Origin of the sequence: Kocuria rhizophila DC2201, assembly GCF_000010285.1 — a bacterium.
GTDB lineage: Bacteria > Actinomycetota > Actinomycetes > Actinomycetales > Micrococcaceae > Kocuria > Kocuria rhizophila_A.
Genome location: NC_010617.1, coordinates 776,128 through 789,518, shown reverse-complemented (window position 1 = coordinate 789,518; position 13,391 = coordinate 776,128). Strand labels below are relative to the sequence as shown.

Annotated in this window: 16 protein-coding genes; 7 read left to right on the top strand and 9 right to left on the bottom strand. The window is 66.3% G+C overall.

Annotation, left to right across the window (positions count from 1 at the left end):
* Nucleotides 1-31 precede the first annotated feature (31 nt).
* A complete protein-coding gene (locus tag KRH_RS03525) occupies nucleotides 32-733 on the top strand; it encodes an AbiV family abortive infection protein (RefSeq protein WP_040364787.1) in 702 nt (233 codons plus the stop codon).
* Here the strand turns inward: KRH_RS03525 and KRH_RS03520 are convergent.
* Both KRH_RS03520 and KRH_RS03515 read right to left on the bottom strand, forming a co-directional pair.
* A complete protein-coding gene (locus KRH_RS03520; protein WP_012397339.1) occupies nucleotides 667-1,713 on the bottom strand; it encodes an IS481-like element ISKrh1 family transposase in 1,047 nt (348 codons plus the stop codon). The two genes, KRH_RS03525 and KRH_RS03520, sit on opposite strands and share 67 nt — an antisense overlap.
* On the bottom strand, nucleotides 1,710-2,165 hold the full coding sequence (locus KRH_RS03515; RefSeq protein WP_012397338.1) for a DoxX family protein: 456 nt from the start codon (nucleotides 2,163-2,165) through the stop codon (nucleotides 1,710-1,712). Before KRH_RS03515 ends, KRH_RS03520 begins: the two co-directional genes overlap by 4 nt.
* Nucleotides 2,166-2,248: 83 nt before the next feature.
* On the opposite strand from KRH_RS03515, the gene KRH_RS12035 reads away from it, so the two are divergent.
* Nucleotides 2,249-2,800, top strand: a complete 552-nt coding sequence (locus tag KRH_RS12035) for a TetR/AcrR family transcriptional regulator (RefSeq protein WP_012397337.1) — start codon at nucleotides 2,249-2,251, stop codon at nucleotides 2,798-2,800.
* A 420-nt stretch (nucleotides 2,801-3,220) separates the two neighbouring features.
* On the opposite strand, the gene KRH_RS03510 is transcribed toward KRH_RS12035, so the two are convergent.
* From KRH_RS03510 to ychF, 7 genes are all read right to left on the bottom strand, one after another.
* Nucleotides 3,221-3,715 (bottom strand): GNAT family N-acetyltransferase, encoded by a 495-nt coding sequence (locus KRH_RS03510; RefSeq protein ID WP_012397796.1) that lies wholly within the window; start codon nucleotides 3,713-3,715, stop codon nucleotides 3,221-3,223.
* The gene (locus KRH_RS03505; RefSeq protein ID WP_012397795.1) at nucleotides 3,712-4,038 is read right to left on the bottom strand and encodes a HigA family addiction module antitoxin; all 327 of its coding nucleotides are present in this window, start codon (nucleotides 4,036-4,038) and stop codon (nucleotides 3,712-3,714) included. Before KRH_RS03505 ends, KRH_RS03510 begins: the two co-directional genes overlap by 4 nt.
* Nucleotides 4,013-4,168, bottom strand: a complete 156-nt coding sequence (locus tag KRH_RS12820; RefSeq protein ID WP_012397794.1) for a type II toxin-antitoxin system RelE/ParE family toxin — start codon at nucleotides 4,166-4,168, stop codon at nucleotides 4,013-4,015. The genes KRH_RS03505 and KRH_RS12820 overlap by 26 nt, the downstream gene beginning before the upstream one ends.
* Nucleotides 4,169-4,272: 104 nt before the next feature.
* Nucleotides 4,273-4,728, bottom strand: a complete 456-nt coding sequence (locus KRH_RS12025) for a GNAT family N-acetyltransferase (RefSeq protein WP_226905924.1) — start codon at nucleotides 4,726-4,728, stop codon at nucleotides 4,273-4,275.
* Between the two features lie 178 nt (nucleotides 4,729-4,906).
* Nucleotides 4,907-5,293 carry a VOC family protein gene (locus tag KRH_RS03500; RefSeq protein ID WP_012397792.1) on the bottom strand — a complete coding sequence of 129 codons (387 nt, stop codon included), beginning with the start codon at nucleotides 5,291-5,293 and terminating at the stop codon, nucleotides 4,907-4,909.
* Nucleotides 5,294-5,552: 259 nt separating this feature from the next.
* Nucleotides 5,553-6,752 carry an MFS transporter gene (locus KRH_RS03495; RefSeq protein WP_012397791.1) on the bottom strand — a complete coding sequence of 400 codons (1,200 nt, stop codon included), beginning with the start codon at nucleotides 6,750-6,752 and terminating at the stop codon, nucleotides 5,553-5,555.
* A gap of 402 nt (nucleotides 6,753-7,154) precedes the next feature.
* On the bottom strand, nucleotides 7,155-8,240 hold the full coding sequence (gene ychF, locus KRH_RS03490) for a redox-regulated ATPase YchF (RefSeq protein WP_012397790.1): 1,086 nt from the start codon (nucleotides 8,238-8,240) through the stop codon (nucleotides 7,155-7,157).
* Nucleotides 8,241-8,376: 136 nt separating this feature from the next.
* On the opposite strand from ychF, the gene KRH_RS03485 reads away from it, so the two are divergent.
* From KRH_RS03485 to KRH_RS03465, 5 genes are all read left to right on the top strand, one after another.
* On the top strand, nucleotides 8,377-9,303 hold the full coding sequence (locus KRH_RS03485; protein ID WP_012397789.1) for an ABC transporter ATP-binding protein: 927 nt from the start codon (nucleotides 8,377-8,379) through the stop codon (nucleotides 9,301-9,303).
* A 105-nt stretch (nucleotides 9,304-9,408) separates the two neighbouring features.
* The gene (locus KRH_RS03480) at nucleotides 9,409-10,170 is read left to right on the top strand and encodes an ABC transporter (protein ID WP_012397788.1); all 762 of its coding nucleotides are present in this window, start codon (nucleotides 9,409-9,411) and stop codon (nucleotides 10,168-10,170) included.
* Between the two features lie 86 nt (nucleotides 10,171-10,256).
* Nucleotides 10,257-11,507 (top strand): sensor histidine kinase, encoded by a 1,251-nt coding sequence (locus KRH_RS03475; RefSeq protein ID WP_226905926.1) that lies wholly within the window; start codon nucleotides 10,257-10,259, stop codon nucleotides 11,505-11,507.
* Entirely contained in the window at nucleotides 11,504-12,115 is a 612-nt protein-coding gene (locus tag KRH_RS03470; protein WP_012397786.1) for a response regulator transcription factor, read from the top strand. Before KRH_RS03475 ends, KRH_RS03470 begins: the two co-directional genes overlap by 4 nt.
* Nucleotides 12,116-12,185: 70 nt before the next feature.
* The gene (locus KRH_RS03465; protein WP_226905927.1) at nucleotides 12,186-13,388 is read left to right on the top strand and encodes a DNA recombination protein RmuC; all 1,203 of its coding nucleotides are present in this window, start codon (nucleotides 12,186-12,188) and stop codon (nucleotides 13,386-13,388) included.
* The last annotated feature ends 3 nt before the right edge of the window (nucleotides 13,389-13,391 follow it).

Below are 13,391 nucleotides of genomic sequence, written 5' to 3'. Positions count from 1 at the left end.
GGATCGGCCGGTGACGCGAGATACTCGCTGCATGGGCGAGCCGCAGGTTGAAGAGGTCAGCGCAGACTTCGCGCGCCGATGGTGGAAGTCCCTGATGGCGAACGCGGTGGCGCTTGTGGAGGATGCCCACGCCCTGGCGGACCGGGGCAGTGCCGGCCGGGCTCAGGCGCTCCTGGTGCTCGCGATGGAGGAAGTGGCGAAGGCACGCTGGCTTTACGAGGCCGCCGAGTGGGAGTGGAGTGCACCTTTGAGCCTCTACGGGGTGCAGCCTCACGAACCTGGCCTGGTTCGGGTTCCGGACGGCCTACGCACCACCCGCGCACCACATGCAGAAAAGCTGCAGGTGGCGGAGCAGTTTGCGTCAGGTCTGGGTGGCTTCTGGGACCCAGACCGTCGGATCGAGTACTACCAGTTGCCGGACTTGGAGACGTTCCATGGGTTGGCGCGGCAGCGGAACCTCGACAAGCAGGCTGGCTTCTATGTCGACCGTGCAGCCGACCGGATCTCCTCGCCGCTGGACATACCCGCCGGGGGGATCGTGGAGCAGATTCGTCGAGCGGCCAAGGTAGTTCAGATGCATCTGATCCAGGACCACACCCGCCAACAAGACGCCTCCGTTCCTAGCCGGATCGACTCGGCGGAGGATCTCCACTGGACGATCCTTCCCTACTCGGACCCCGAGTTCTTCACCGAGGAGCCGCCCGGCGTGGGCGTCGAAGCCACCGAAGAGTAGCCAGCCGCTCTGAGTTTGGTGAGTGGCGGCTGGTTACCGCACGCGGTATGCGGTCGCACTTCGTTGTAGTGCCCCAGCCACGGCTCGAGCGCGTCGCGGCGTTCTTGCTCGCTGGTGTAGCAGCGGGCGTAGGCCCACCCGTCGGCCATCGTCCGGTGGAAGCGCTCCACCTTCCCATTGGTCTGCGGGCGGTACGGGCAGGTCCGTTTCGGCGTGATCGACAGGCCATGGCAGGTGTCGCGCCACAGGTGCGAGCGGTACGCCCCACCGTTGTCCGACAGCACCCGCTCGATGGTGACGCCATGGCCGGCGAACCACTGCACCGCCCGGCGAAGGACGGCGACGGCAGTGACGGCGGTCTCGTCGTCGTGGACCTCGGTGTATGCGACGCGGGAGTGGTCGTCGATGACGGTGTGGACGAACGCGTACCCGAGTTTCGGGCCGCCGTACTGGTTGCGCGGCTTGCCTGGCGTGGCGGCGCGGTTCTTCTCGCCTTGGCGGCGGCCGACGTACCGCCAACCGCCACCGTCAGGGATGTTCCCGACCTTCTTCACGTCCACGTGAACCAGCGACCCGGGGTGAGGGTGCTCGTACCGGCGGACGGGCTCACCGGTGGCGCGGTCCACGTAGGACAACCGGTTCAGGCGCGCCGTGGTGAGGATGCGATGCACGGTGGACGGTGCGATGTCGAGTCGGGAAGCGAGCTGAACGGGCCCTTCCCGCAGTCGCATTCGAAGGCTCACGCAGCGCTTCGTCACCGACTTCGGGGTCTTGTTCGGCGAAGTCCTCGGGCGCGACGACCGGTCCTGCATGGACTCGCCGACCAGGTAGCGGTCGACCCATCTCTTCACGGTCGGCCATGACACTTGGAACCGCGCGGCGACTTCACTGATCGGCCAGCCGTCGTCGACGACGAGACGGGCGACCTTGAGTCGGTGTCGGGGCGTGAGAGCGGCGTTGGCGTGATGTCCTCGTGTCATGAAGCCAGAGCCACGAAGAGTGTCGCCGCGATGAAGACGCACTGCATCGCCGTTCGCTGCGGCAGGGGCGTGTTGGGTGAGTGCTCAGACCTACGGGCTTGTGACGCGTAGACATTCGCGGGGAACATCACGAACAGCAGCACGGCCAGACTGAGCGCTGCTGCCACGCGCAGCTGTCCCGCCTCGGGAGGAACGAGAAGGGCGACGGCACCCAGCAGCTCGAGCACGCCGGTGAGTGCGACCAGCGCGGCGGGATGCTTGAGAGCCGGTGGGACGATGGCGATGAGCCCTGCCCGCCGTGCAGGGAAGAAGTGGCTGGCGCCGGTCACGATGAACATGGCAGCCAGCCCCACAGCCGTGGCGGCGGGCCAGGAGGCGACGTAGCCGACGCCCAGCGCCCCCACCGCTCGGGCAAGAGTTGTGAAGACGAGTAGGACGAGCAAAGGTGCCATGGGAACTCCCTATCTAGACAATGACTAGATCAGGCTAGCCTTTGATCTGGTCGATGCCTAGATCGAACTCATAGGGTGTGGTCATGAGCGACGGATATCACCACGGCGACCTAAGACGAGCACTCCTCGACGAGTCGGCGCAGATGATCGACGAGGTTGGACCCAGTTCACTGTCGCTGCGCGAGCTTGCCCGTCGGGCCGGGGTCTCGCATGGCGCACCCGCGCATCATTTCGGCGATCGACGGGGCCTGCTCACGGCGCTAGCCGCGCAAGGTCTGCGCCTGCTTGCCGCCGATGTGGCCGCAGCCACGGCTGGTGGCTTCGACGAGGCAGCAGTCGCGTACGTCAGGTTCGCACGTGAGCACCCTGGCCACTACGCCGTGATGCACAGGCCGGAGCTGCTCCACGCCGATGACGGTGAGTTGAGTGCAGCCCGGGCATCCTCGATGGAGGCGCTTATGGCAGGCGTCGAATCAATACCCGCAGAACGCAGGGCACACCTGACAACCTCGGAAGCAGCGCACGTGGCCTGGTCCCTGGTTCACGGGCTTGCATCCCTTGCAGCCGAAGGCGCTACCCCCGATCTTCAAACAGACGATCTCGCCCGCCGCGCCGCTCGGCAACTCTTCGCGTAAGTCTTCGATCAACGTCCCCGGTTAGTACAGCTAGCCGAACCCCCAGCAATCGAGTCGACATCCTCCATCTTGCCGTGAAGATGATCATTCGGCACAGTGCCGGAAACTCCACCTTGCGCAACTCGAACGCACTCACTCTAAGGATTTCGCTGATGCACTTGTCGAAAGGACTGGCAGCGGGATGATGCCCATGGGCGGCCACCTGATCAATATCATGAAGCACGGGTCAATTCACACCACCACGGTACAAATCACCTGGTCTCGGACACAGCGATCGCCGTCCGCGGCAGTTCGTCGACAAGGCCTCGACTACACGTTGAACCTAAATTCAACCGAGTTCCGGTACCGAGCAACCTCTGGGTAGAAATTGCACCACATTTCTGCCCGCAGCCCCCGAAGACTTCTACGCGGCAGAGACTGTCAGGACGTGCATGTCGCGCGAGGTTCAGGCAGCGGCTTCACCATGATCAGACAGGGGGTACCTTCGCCCCAGAGCGCAGTCTCCTCTAGCGCAAGGAAGCCCCACCGTTCATAGAAGTGACGAGTGCGCGCATATCCAAGATCCGGGTGCGAGGCTCCCAGGGTCTTCACCTGCAACAGCCGCACCCCACGGCGAACAGCATCATCTTCGACGGCCCTGAGCATTGCCGTACCGACACCGGCCCCATGGACCGATCGGTCAACGACGGTCAGGTGCACTTCGGCGACATGCGGAAAGTGGCGATCGATCAGCGTTACGCCAACAACCATCCCCTCGGCGTCACGGACTGTCCATGTCTCTTTGGAACGAGCGGCTTCGATGTACTCCTCGTTGGACTCCGGCTGCGCGAACCATTCGGGGACCGTGCCGAGCAACCTCGCGACGTCCTCAGGTACCTGCCGGTCGAGCGCAGCAATCCATTCGGTGCTGCTCATGCGACCTTCAGAGGCGTGATCGCAGCGACCTTGTCACGCAAAGTCCTGCGCTCGATCCGCAGCTCATAGTTCGACTGCAAGTTCATCCAGAGCTCCTCGGATGTCCCGAAATACCGCGCCAGGCGAATCGCGGTGTCTGCCGTGATGCCTCTTTTCCCGTGCACGATCTCGTTGATCCGGCGCAGTGGCACACCGATAGACACAGCCAACTTGTTCGGTGTTGCTCCGAAGCCCTTGATGAAATCCTCCATCAGGATCTCCCCTGGGTGGATCGGATCAATGAGGTCACTCTCTGTCTCAGTGATAGTCGACGAGTTCGACATTTTCAGCTCCTTGTTCGTTCCAGACGAAACAGATACGCCACTGCTTGTTCACACGGATACTGTGTTGACCTAGGCGGTCGCCGCCGAGCCGTTCCAAGTGATTGCCCGGTGGGCCACTCGGTCGACGCACTTCACGTTGTGCTCATGCCAGATGCGACCAGGCTATAACGACGTCCGCCGATAACGCTATACGTTTAAACGGAACTCCAGCACAATCCGCCACGTACGAAATATCTACGCGATAACGACTGGTCGCGTCCAGATGCGGGCTGTCGACTCCACGCTTCCTGAAACGTAAGGCACCGATTCTCCGGTGGGCTCATAGCCAAGCTTGGCCCAAAATGGCTCCGCGAGATCGGCATTGGTATCAACTATCGACAACCGCAACGATTGAATGTTTGGCGTCCGACCAACCAAGTCGATCACGGCGTCATGCATTACTCGGCCGAGGCCTCCACCCTGACGAGCACCGTGCGTCATCAGCAGACCGACATGAGCGACAGACTCGGCGGGCCAGCCAAGAATCACGTCAGCAAAGGCGACGAGTTCTTGACCGTCCCACAGGCCAAGATCAACTTTCTGAGAGTTCAGCACGCCCGGCGGTAGGGCCGAAAGGGCTTCACTTGCAGCTTCGGGAGCCAGCTCCGTTCCGCCGACTCGGCGCGAATACTCCAGATTCGATTCCATCATGCGCTGAAGGGCTGCGCACTGGCCTTGCGTTATGCGTCGTACTTCCAACGGTACTTCCTGTTCGCTCGATCTCATCAGGTCAAAAAGCCTCCGTCAGGGCAGTCGTCGAACCGGAACTCGACGACGAAGCTACGCAAACTAACTTCTGGTTTATCCTCGACAACTCAGCATCTTTCGATCACTGCGCCGGCGTCATCACTTCGATGCGATTGCCGAAGCCGTCGCGCGCATGGAATCGGATGTACCCCTCAAAAGTGTCTCGCTCCGTCCACGACACCTCGTAGTTTCCTCGCTTGATACGTTCGGCCGTCGCTTCCAGCTCATCCAAGGACGCGCAGACCAGACCAGGGTGAGCCTTGCTGGCAGGCTGGAACGGACTTTCGACACCCAGATGGATCTCAGCAACGATGTCATCACCGTCGTAGGCGCGGAACCAACAACCGCCCCGGCCGAGCAGGGAAGGTGGTTTCTGAACCTCTTGCAGCCCGAGGGCTTGATCATGGAAGCGACGCGCTTCATCCTCCGCACCAGCAGGCATGGAAATCTGAACATGGTGGAGCTTCATCTCCGACTCCTCATAATCTTGACGTCAAGATCAATCTAACAGCGATCGTTCATGGTGCAGCACACTAGCGAGCTGCACCCCCCCCAAGCAAAAACGCCCCCGGCTTCAAAAGAAACCAAGGGCGCTTGAGCTAAAGGCTTAGACGTTGAAGCGGAACTCCACCACGTCGCCGCAAATAGCAACCTCTGATTGCACCGGTTTCGCAGCGGCGGCAGAGAAGCCTCCGCGCGCTAGACCACACCACGCACAACCATACGGTTCAGTCGGTATCGATGGTCCGGACGACGGCGAGAGCAAAGCCGGCGCAGATCACGAACACCGCACCACCCATCGCCACGGGCAACGCGAGATGCACGCCAGCGAGAAGCCCGCCGATTAATGATCCAAGGGCAAGGCCGATCAACCCAAGGACGCGCGACGCGGCATTGACCCGCCCGAGGAGCGCATCTGGCACGAGACGCTGGCGAAGCGACGTCGCACAGATCCCCCACACCACGGCGTGGAGAATATAGATCGCCAGTAGCACCGAGGCAACCACTGCATTGCCAGTTACAGCGAGGGCCAGCAATGAGGCGGCCCCGGTGAGCAAACTTGCAACGATCGTCCAGCGGTAGCCGATCCGTGAGCGGATACGAGCTGTCGCGAAGGAGCCGACGAGCCCACCGAGCGCGGACACGGCCAGGATGAGCCCGTACCCAACGCCATCGACCCCCAGCTGCTCCTGAGCGAAAATGACGAGGATGGAGAACGGAAGCATGTAGCCGATGCTCGCCAAGGCTCCAATCAATGCCATTCCCCCGACGAGGCGGTGGTGCGCGAGCCACGTTGCTCCCGCCACGGCTTCTCGCCATACCGAGGCGCGCGCCCTGGGCGCAACCGCCTCAGATGGTCTGCCCCGATGCACGGGTAGTGCAAGCGCGATCAAGCCCGCAGCTGCCCAAAGCCCGCCCATTGCGTAGACGGGGGCAGCTGCAGCGATCGCGAAGAGGAACCCGCCGAGTGGCGGACCAGCGAATTCGTCGGCTATGAGTTGCGCGGCCGAGATCCGACCATTTGCCGTGTCCAGCTTGCCCTTCTGGACAAGGCCGGGAACGAGAGAGACCGCGGCGTTATCAGCTGCGCTCTCGAGCGTGCCGATGACCGCGTAAGCGGCGTAGAGGAGGACAAGACCTCCGATGCCCAGGTGCACGCAGATCGCAAGGGCGAGAACGCCAACTCCCCGCAGAATATTTGCGACGATCAGGATTAAACGGCGGTCCACACGATCGACCCATACGCCGATCGGCAGAGCCACGAGCAACCGGACGAGCGCGTAGAGCGTCGAAAGCCCGGCGATCCAGCGCGGATCGTCCGTAAGTGAGGTTGCCAGCAGCGGGATCGAGACGAACGCTAAACCGTCAGCCAGGTTCGACGCAGCGTTCGCTCCCCACAGGACACGAAAAGAACGACCAAGGGACACACACCCCAGAATACCTATCGCACCGCCACCAGCGGCTCATGGGAGCGAGCTGCTAGCGGGACGAAATCACTCGCACTCTGGCGGAACGAGACCTGCCCCAGTGAACCAAAGCGTTGTTGGATAACCGACTTATGAGTCAGACAGATTTTTGAGTCAGCGCACCTTCCGCGAGATCGCGGGTCGAACAACTTGAACCCGCCGCAGAACTGCCCAGCCGAAGCCACTCGCCAGAGACGCTACCGCAACGCGACAACGAGAATCGGCCTCTGCGAGAGCTCCGCAGAGACCGATCAAAGTCCCAGGTCAGCGGGACAAACGCTTAGCACCTGATGGTAAAGCGGAACCTGTCCATCGAACCCAACCGGAGGCCGAGAAGATAAAATCCCTGGTCAGAGGCCCTTATTAGACATTAAATCTAAATTCGACCACATCCCCATCCTGCATCACATACTCCTTGCCCTCCATGCGCACCTTGCCCGCGGCCTTCGCGTCGGCCATGGATCCGGCGGCCATGAGGTCGTCGTAGGAGACGATTTCCGCCTTGATGAAGCCCCGCTCGAAGTCCGAGTGGATCACTCCGGCGGCCTTGGGGGCGGTGTCGCCCTGGTTGATGGTCCACGCGCGGGCCTCCTTGGGGCCGGCGGTGAGGTAGGTCTGCAGGCCCAGGGTGGAGAAGCCCACGCGGGCCAGCTTGTCCAGGCCGGACTCGTCCTGGCCCTCCATCTCCAGCATCTCGCGGGCCTCCTCCTCGGAGAGCTCCACCAGATCCGCCTCGAGCTTCGCGTCCAGGAACACGCACTGCGCGGGCGCCACCAGCGCCTCCAGCTCGGTCTGCCGCTCGGGTGAGGACAGCACGCCCTCGTCCGCGTTGAACACGTAGATGAACGGCTTGGCGGTGAGCAGGTTCAGCTCGCGCAGGTTGGCGGTGTCCAGCTTCTCGGGCCCGGCGGCCTCGAAGATCGTGCGACCCTCCGCCAGCACCTTCTCCGCGGCCTGGTACGCCGCGAGCTGCTCGGGCGAGCCCTTCTTGATCTTGACCTGCTTCTCCAGCTTCGGAATCGCGTTCTCGAGCGTCTGCAAGTCCGCGAGGATCAGCTCGGTGTTGATGGTCTCGCGGTCCGAGGCCGGGTCGATCTTGCCGTCCACGTGGATCACGTCCGGATCGTCGAACACGCGGATCACCTGGGCAATCGCGTGCGCCTCACGGATGTTGGCCAGGAACTGGTTGCCCAGCCCCTCCCCTTCGGACGCGCCCTTGACGATGCCCGCGATGTCCACGAAGGACACCGTGGCCGGCACAATCTTCTGCGAGTCGAACAGCTCCGCGAGCTTGTCCAGCCGCTCGTCCGGCAGGTTCACCACGCCCACGTTCGGCTCGATGGTCGCGAACGGATAGTTCGCGGCGAGCACCGTGTTGCGCGTGAGCGCGTTGAACAGGGTTGATTTTCCGACGTTCGGCAGACCGACGATTCCAATAGTAAGAGCCACGGTCCGCCATCTTACCGGGGCCGCCCGACGACGCCGCCACGCGACTCCGCGGCCCACCCCACCCCTGACACATGTCACGCCCCACTCGTGACAATCAGCAGTTCAGCGCCGACCCGCCGCACGGGAATCTGGACCCATGAACACCACACGCCCACCACAGCCCCACTCCCCCGCCATCCAGGTGCAGGACGCCGTCAAGACCTTCTGCACCCGCTCCGAGACGGTCCGCGCCGTGCAGGGAGTCTCGCTGGAGATCCCGCGCGGCGGCGTCGTCGCCCTGCTGGGGCCGAACGGCGCCGGAAAGACGACCCTGCTGGACATGGTGCTCGGCATGAGCGAGCCCACCTCCGGCGCGGTGAGCGTGTGCGGCGAGCGCCCGCGCGCGGCCGTGGCCCACGGGAAGGTGGGCGCGGTGCAGCAGGTGGGCGGGCTGCTCGCGGACCTGAGCGTGCGCGAGACCGTGACCATGATCGCGTCCCTCTACCCGGACCACCTGCCCGTGGACGAGGCGCTGGAGCGGGCGGGGGCGGCATCGTTCGCGCGCCGGAAGGTGGCCAAGTGCTCGGGCGGGCAGCAGCAGCGCGTCCGCTTTGCCCTGGCCCTGCTCCCGCGCCCCGAGCTGCTCGTGCTGGACGAGCCGACCGCGGGCATGGACGTGCAGTCCCGCACCGAGTTCTGGGACGCGATGCGCGCCGAGACCGAGCGCGGGCTCACGGTCGTGTTTGCCACGCACTACCTCCAGGAGGCGGAGGACGTCGCCGAGCGGATCGTGCTGATGGATGCCGGGCGCGTCACGTTCGACGGCTCCGTGGACGAGCTGCGCTCCATGTCTCGGCACCACACCGTCTCCTTCGTGTGGCCAACGGGCGAACCACTGCCCGAGTTCGCGGGCGCCACCGTCTCGCGCCGCTCGGAGTCCCGCGTGCACCTGCGCACCGAGGACGCGGACGCCCTCGCGCGCGAGCTGCTGACCCGCACCCCCGCGAGCGCGCTGGAGATCTCCCGCGGCGGCCTGGACGAGGCGTTCGCGGCGTTGATCCATCGGGACGAGGCCGCCGCGTGAACCCGCGCGCAGCGCACCGCGGGTGACCGCACCGTTCTCCCGCCCCCTCCCCGCGCCCCGCACCTCGTGCGCCCATAACCGCACCCAGACCCCAAGGAGCCCGTCATGTCCCTGACCTACACCGCCCACGACGTGCGGCGGAACCTCCGCTCGATCCCCAACCTGGTGTTCGTGGCCCTGCTGCCCGCCGTGCTGTTCATCCTGTTCGGCGCGGTGCAGGGCTGGTCCGACGCCCGCCTGCCCGGGGGCAACGTCTCCGCGTACGTGATGGTGTCGATGGCCGTCTACGGGGCCGTCACGGCCACCACCGCGATCTCCGCCGGCGCGGCCGTGGAACGGTTGCAGGGCTGGGGCCGGCAGCTCGCCCTGACCCCCATGGGCACGGGCGGCTACGCGGCCACCAAGGTGGCCGTGGCCCTGCTGATCGCGGTGCTGCCCGTGGTCATCGTGTTCCTGGTGGGGGCGTTCACCAACGCCTCGATGGACGACCCCTGGCGCTGGGCGCTGGCCGCCGTGCTGTGCGTGGTGGTCTCCGTGGTGTTCGCGTTCTACGGGCTGGCCGCGGGCCTGATCTTCCGCTCGGACACCGCCGTGGGGGCCGCCTCCGGCGCCCTGGTGGTGTTCGCGTTCTTCGGCAACGTGTTCATGCCGCTCTCCGGCGGGATGCTGACCGTCGCCCGCTTCACCCCCATGTATGGAATCGTGGGCATTGCCCGCTATCCCGTGACCGAAGGTGAGGTGGCCACCATGGGCGGTGCCCCGCAGACCGACAGCCTGCTGTGGCTCGTGGTCAACGCCGTGGCCTGGGCCGCCGTGTTCGGGATCATCGCGCTGCTGGCAGCCCGGTCCTCCACGGGCCGCCGATGAGCGCCGCCACGCGGACCGCCCCGCGCCCACGCACCGAGGAACCCGAGCACCATTGGTCGGACCTGCTGTTTGCCACCGTCTGGCTCGTGTTCCTCGTCATTCCCGCCGCGGCACTGCTGCAGAGTGACGAGCCGATCTGGGCCAGGGCCCTGGGACTGCTCGGACTGGCGCTCTTCGCCGGGCTCTACACGGTCTCCTGGATCCGGCAGATTCTGCTTCCGTACCTGAGCGTGCTGGGCAACGCCGTGCTGTGGTGCGCGGTCCTGCTGGTGCCGCTCACCCTGTTGCTGCCGGCCTCCCCATGGGGCATGGCCTACACGGCACCGTTCTTCGTGGCCGTGTGCGCGTTCCGACTGCCCTTGCGCCAGGGCATCCTGGCCTCGCTCCTGATCGAGACGGCCGCCCTGGTTCCGCTGCTCATGCTGCTCCCCCGGGAGCAGTGGTTCTGGCCGCTGTTCGGCCTGGTCCTGCCCGGGCCGATCATCCTGCTCTCCCGCTTCGCCGTGGATCGCTCCGAGACCCACGAGCGCCTGGCCCGCGAGCTCGAGATCTCCCGGCAGCGCGAGGCCGTGGGTCGGGACGTGCACGACATCCTGGGCCACTCCCTCACGGTCATCACCGTCAAGACGCAGCTCGCCCAGCGGCTCGTGGAGACGGACCCGCAGCGCGCCGTCGCCGAGCTGAACGATGTCCTGGCCCTGTCCCGCGAAGCCCTCACCGACGTCCGCTCCACGGTGGGCAGGCTGCGCGACCTGGATCTGGGGGTGGAGCTCGTCCAGGCACGTGCCGCCCTGCGCGCTGCCGGGATCAACCCGCACCTGCCGTCCTCGGTCCCGCCCCTCGACGCCGTCACCCGTTCCGTGTTCGCATGGATCCTGCGCGAGGCCGTGACCAATGTGGTTCGCCACTCGGGCGCCGCTCACTGCCGCGTCACGGTCACCGGTTCGTCGCTGCGCATCGCGGACGACGGCGCACGGGCTGCGGGTGCCCTCACTCACCACTCAGCCCGGACCGACACCGTCGCTCGTCCGGGCGGCGAGGCGCCCTCGACGAGCCCTCCGCGCCCCGACGACGCCGCGGCGGATGTGCCCGACCGGGCCAGTGTGGGGCACGTCGGCCCGGACTCGCCGCGGCCGGTGCGGGCCGGGGACCGCGGTGAGGCGGCGTCGTCGTGCTCCGGACCCGAGGCGAGCACCGGGGGCGGTGCCGCCGAACCGGAGCTGCGAGAGGGCAACGGCATCCGCGGCATGAAGGAGCGGGCTCGGGCTGCGGGATGTGAGGTGACGGTCGCGCGGGATCCCCGGGGCGGCACGATCGTGGAGGTGAGGCGGGCATGACCGAGATCCGAGTGCTGATCGCGGACGACCAGGCCCTCGTGCGCGCCGGACTGGCCGCTCTGCTGGACCTGGAACCGGACATCACCGTGGTGGCCCAGGCCGCCGACGGTGCCGAGGCGGTCGCTCTTGCCGGGGAGCTCCCCGTGGACGTGGCCCTGCTGGACATCGAGATGCCCGGCCTCACCGGGCTGGAGGCCACCGAGCGAATCGTGGCTGCCGGGCGCGGGACGCGGTGCCTGATGGTCACCACGTTCGACCGCCCCGGCTACCTGCGGCGCGCGTTCGACGCCGGGGCGTCCGGCTTCGTGGTCAAGGACACCCCCGCTGCGGAGCTCGCAGAGGCCATCCGGAAGGTGCACGCCGGGCTGCGCGTGGTCGACCCGGCGCTGGCCGAGAAGTCCCTGCTGGCCGGACCAAACCCCCTGACCCCGCGGGAGCAGGACGTGCTGCGGGAAGCGTCCCACGGGGCCTCGGCGGGGCAGATCGGGCGGGCCCTGCACCTCTCCGCAGGGACGGTGCGCAACCACCTGTCCTCGGCGATCGGCAAGACCGGAACCGCCAACCGGACCGAGGCCGCGGCCGTCGCTGCTCGCAACGGGTGGCTGTAGCCCTCCGGATCCGGTGACGAGCTCCGCCGGGGCGCTTATGCGTGTCGGACGGGATTGTCATGGTGAGCGCATGGATGCTTCGGTGATGGCTCAGGTGTGGTGGTTGTGGGCGCTGTTCGCCCTCGTGGTGGGTGTGGTGCTGGGGTACGTGCTGGCCCACCAGAAGTCCACGGCGCTGGAGACCGAGCTGGAGGATGCCCGGGGGCAGAGGCTCGCCGCCCTGCAGGACGCCGCCTCCGCGCGGGCCGCCGCTGAGCAGCTCGAGCAGCGTGTGGAGTCCCTCGAGGCTCGAGCCGTGCAGGACCAGGACGTCATGCGCGCGCTGGCACCGCTCAACGACCAGCTCTCCTCCGTGGGGCGGCACGTGAACCAGCTGGAGCGGGACCGTGCACAGCAGTTCGGAGCCGTGGCCCAGGCCCTGGAGGCGGCCCGCACCACGGACCAGCAGCTGCTGCACGCCACCACCTCCCTGGAGGGTTCCCTGCGCTCCACCACGGCTCGCGGCGCCTGGGGTGAAATGCAGCTGCGCCGCGTGGTGGAGGCCGCCGGGATGACCCGCCACGTGGACTTCACGGAGCAGACGGTGCGCGCCACGGAGTCCGGCACCCAGCGCCCGGACATGGTGATCAACCTGCCCGGGGCGCAGACCGTGGTGGTGGACGCGAAGGCCCCCATGTCCTCCTACCTGGACGCCCAGGCCGTCCCTGCGGACGGCTCCCCCGAGAACGAGCAGCGCCGCGCCCAGTTGCTCGCCGCCCACGCCAAGGCCCTGCGGGCGCACGTGAACACGCTGGGCACCAAGAAGTACTGGTCCGCGGAGGAGAACTCCCCCGAGCTGGTGATGTGCTTCGTGCCTGTCGAGTCCGCCCTGGCCGCCGCGCTGGATGCGGACGCTTCCCTGCTGGATCACGCGGCGCGTGCGAACGTGGCCCTGGTGTCCCCGGTGTCCCTGCTCGCCTCGCTCAAGGCCGTGGCGTTCAGCTGGCGTCAGGCCACCCTCACGGACAACGCGCGAGAGCTGTACCGGCTGTCCCGGGAGCTCTACGACCGCATGGGCTCGGTGGGCAAGCACCTGTCCGACATGGGCGGTTCGCTGCGGCGCTCGGTGGAGGGCTACAACAAGCTCGTGGGTTCGCTGGAGTCACGAGTGCTGCCCTCGGCGCGCAGGATCGCCGAACTGGATCCCACGGCCACCGACTCCGAGGCACTGGAGACCAGGCCCGTGGACTCGGTGCCCCGTCCGGTCACGGCCACGGAGTTCGTGAGCGACTGACGC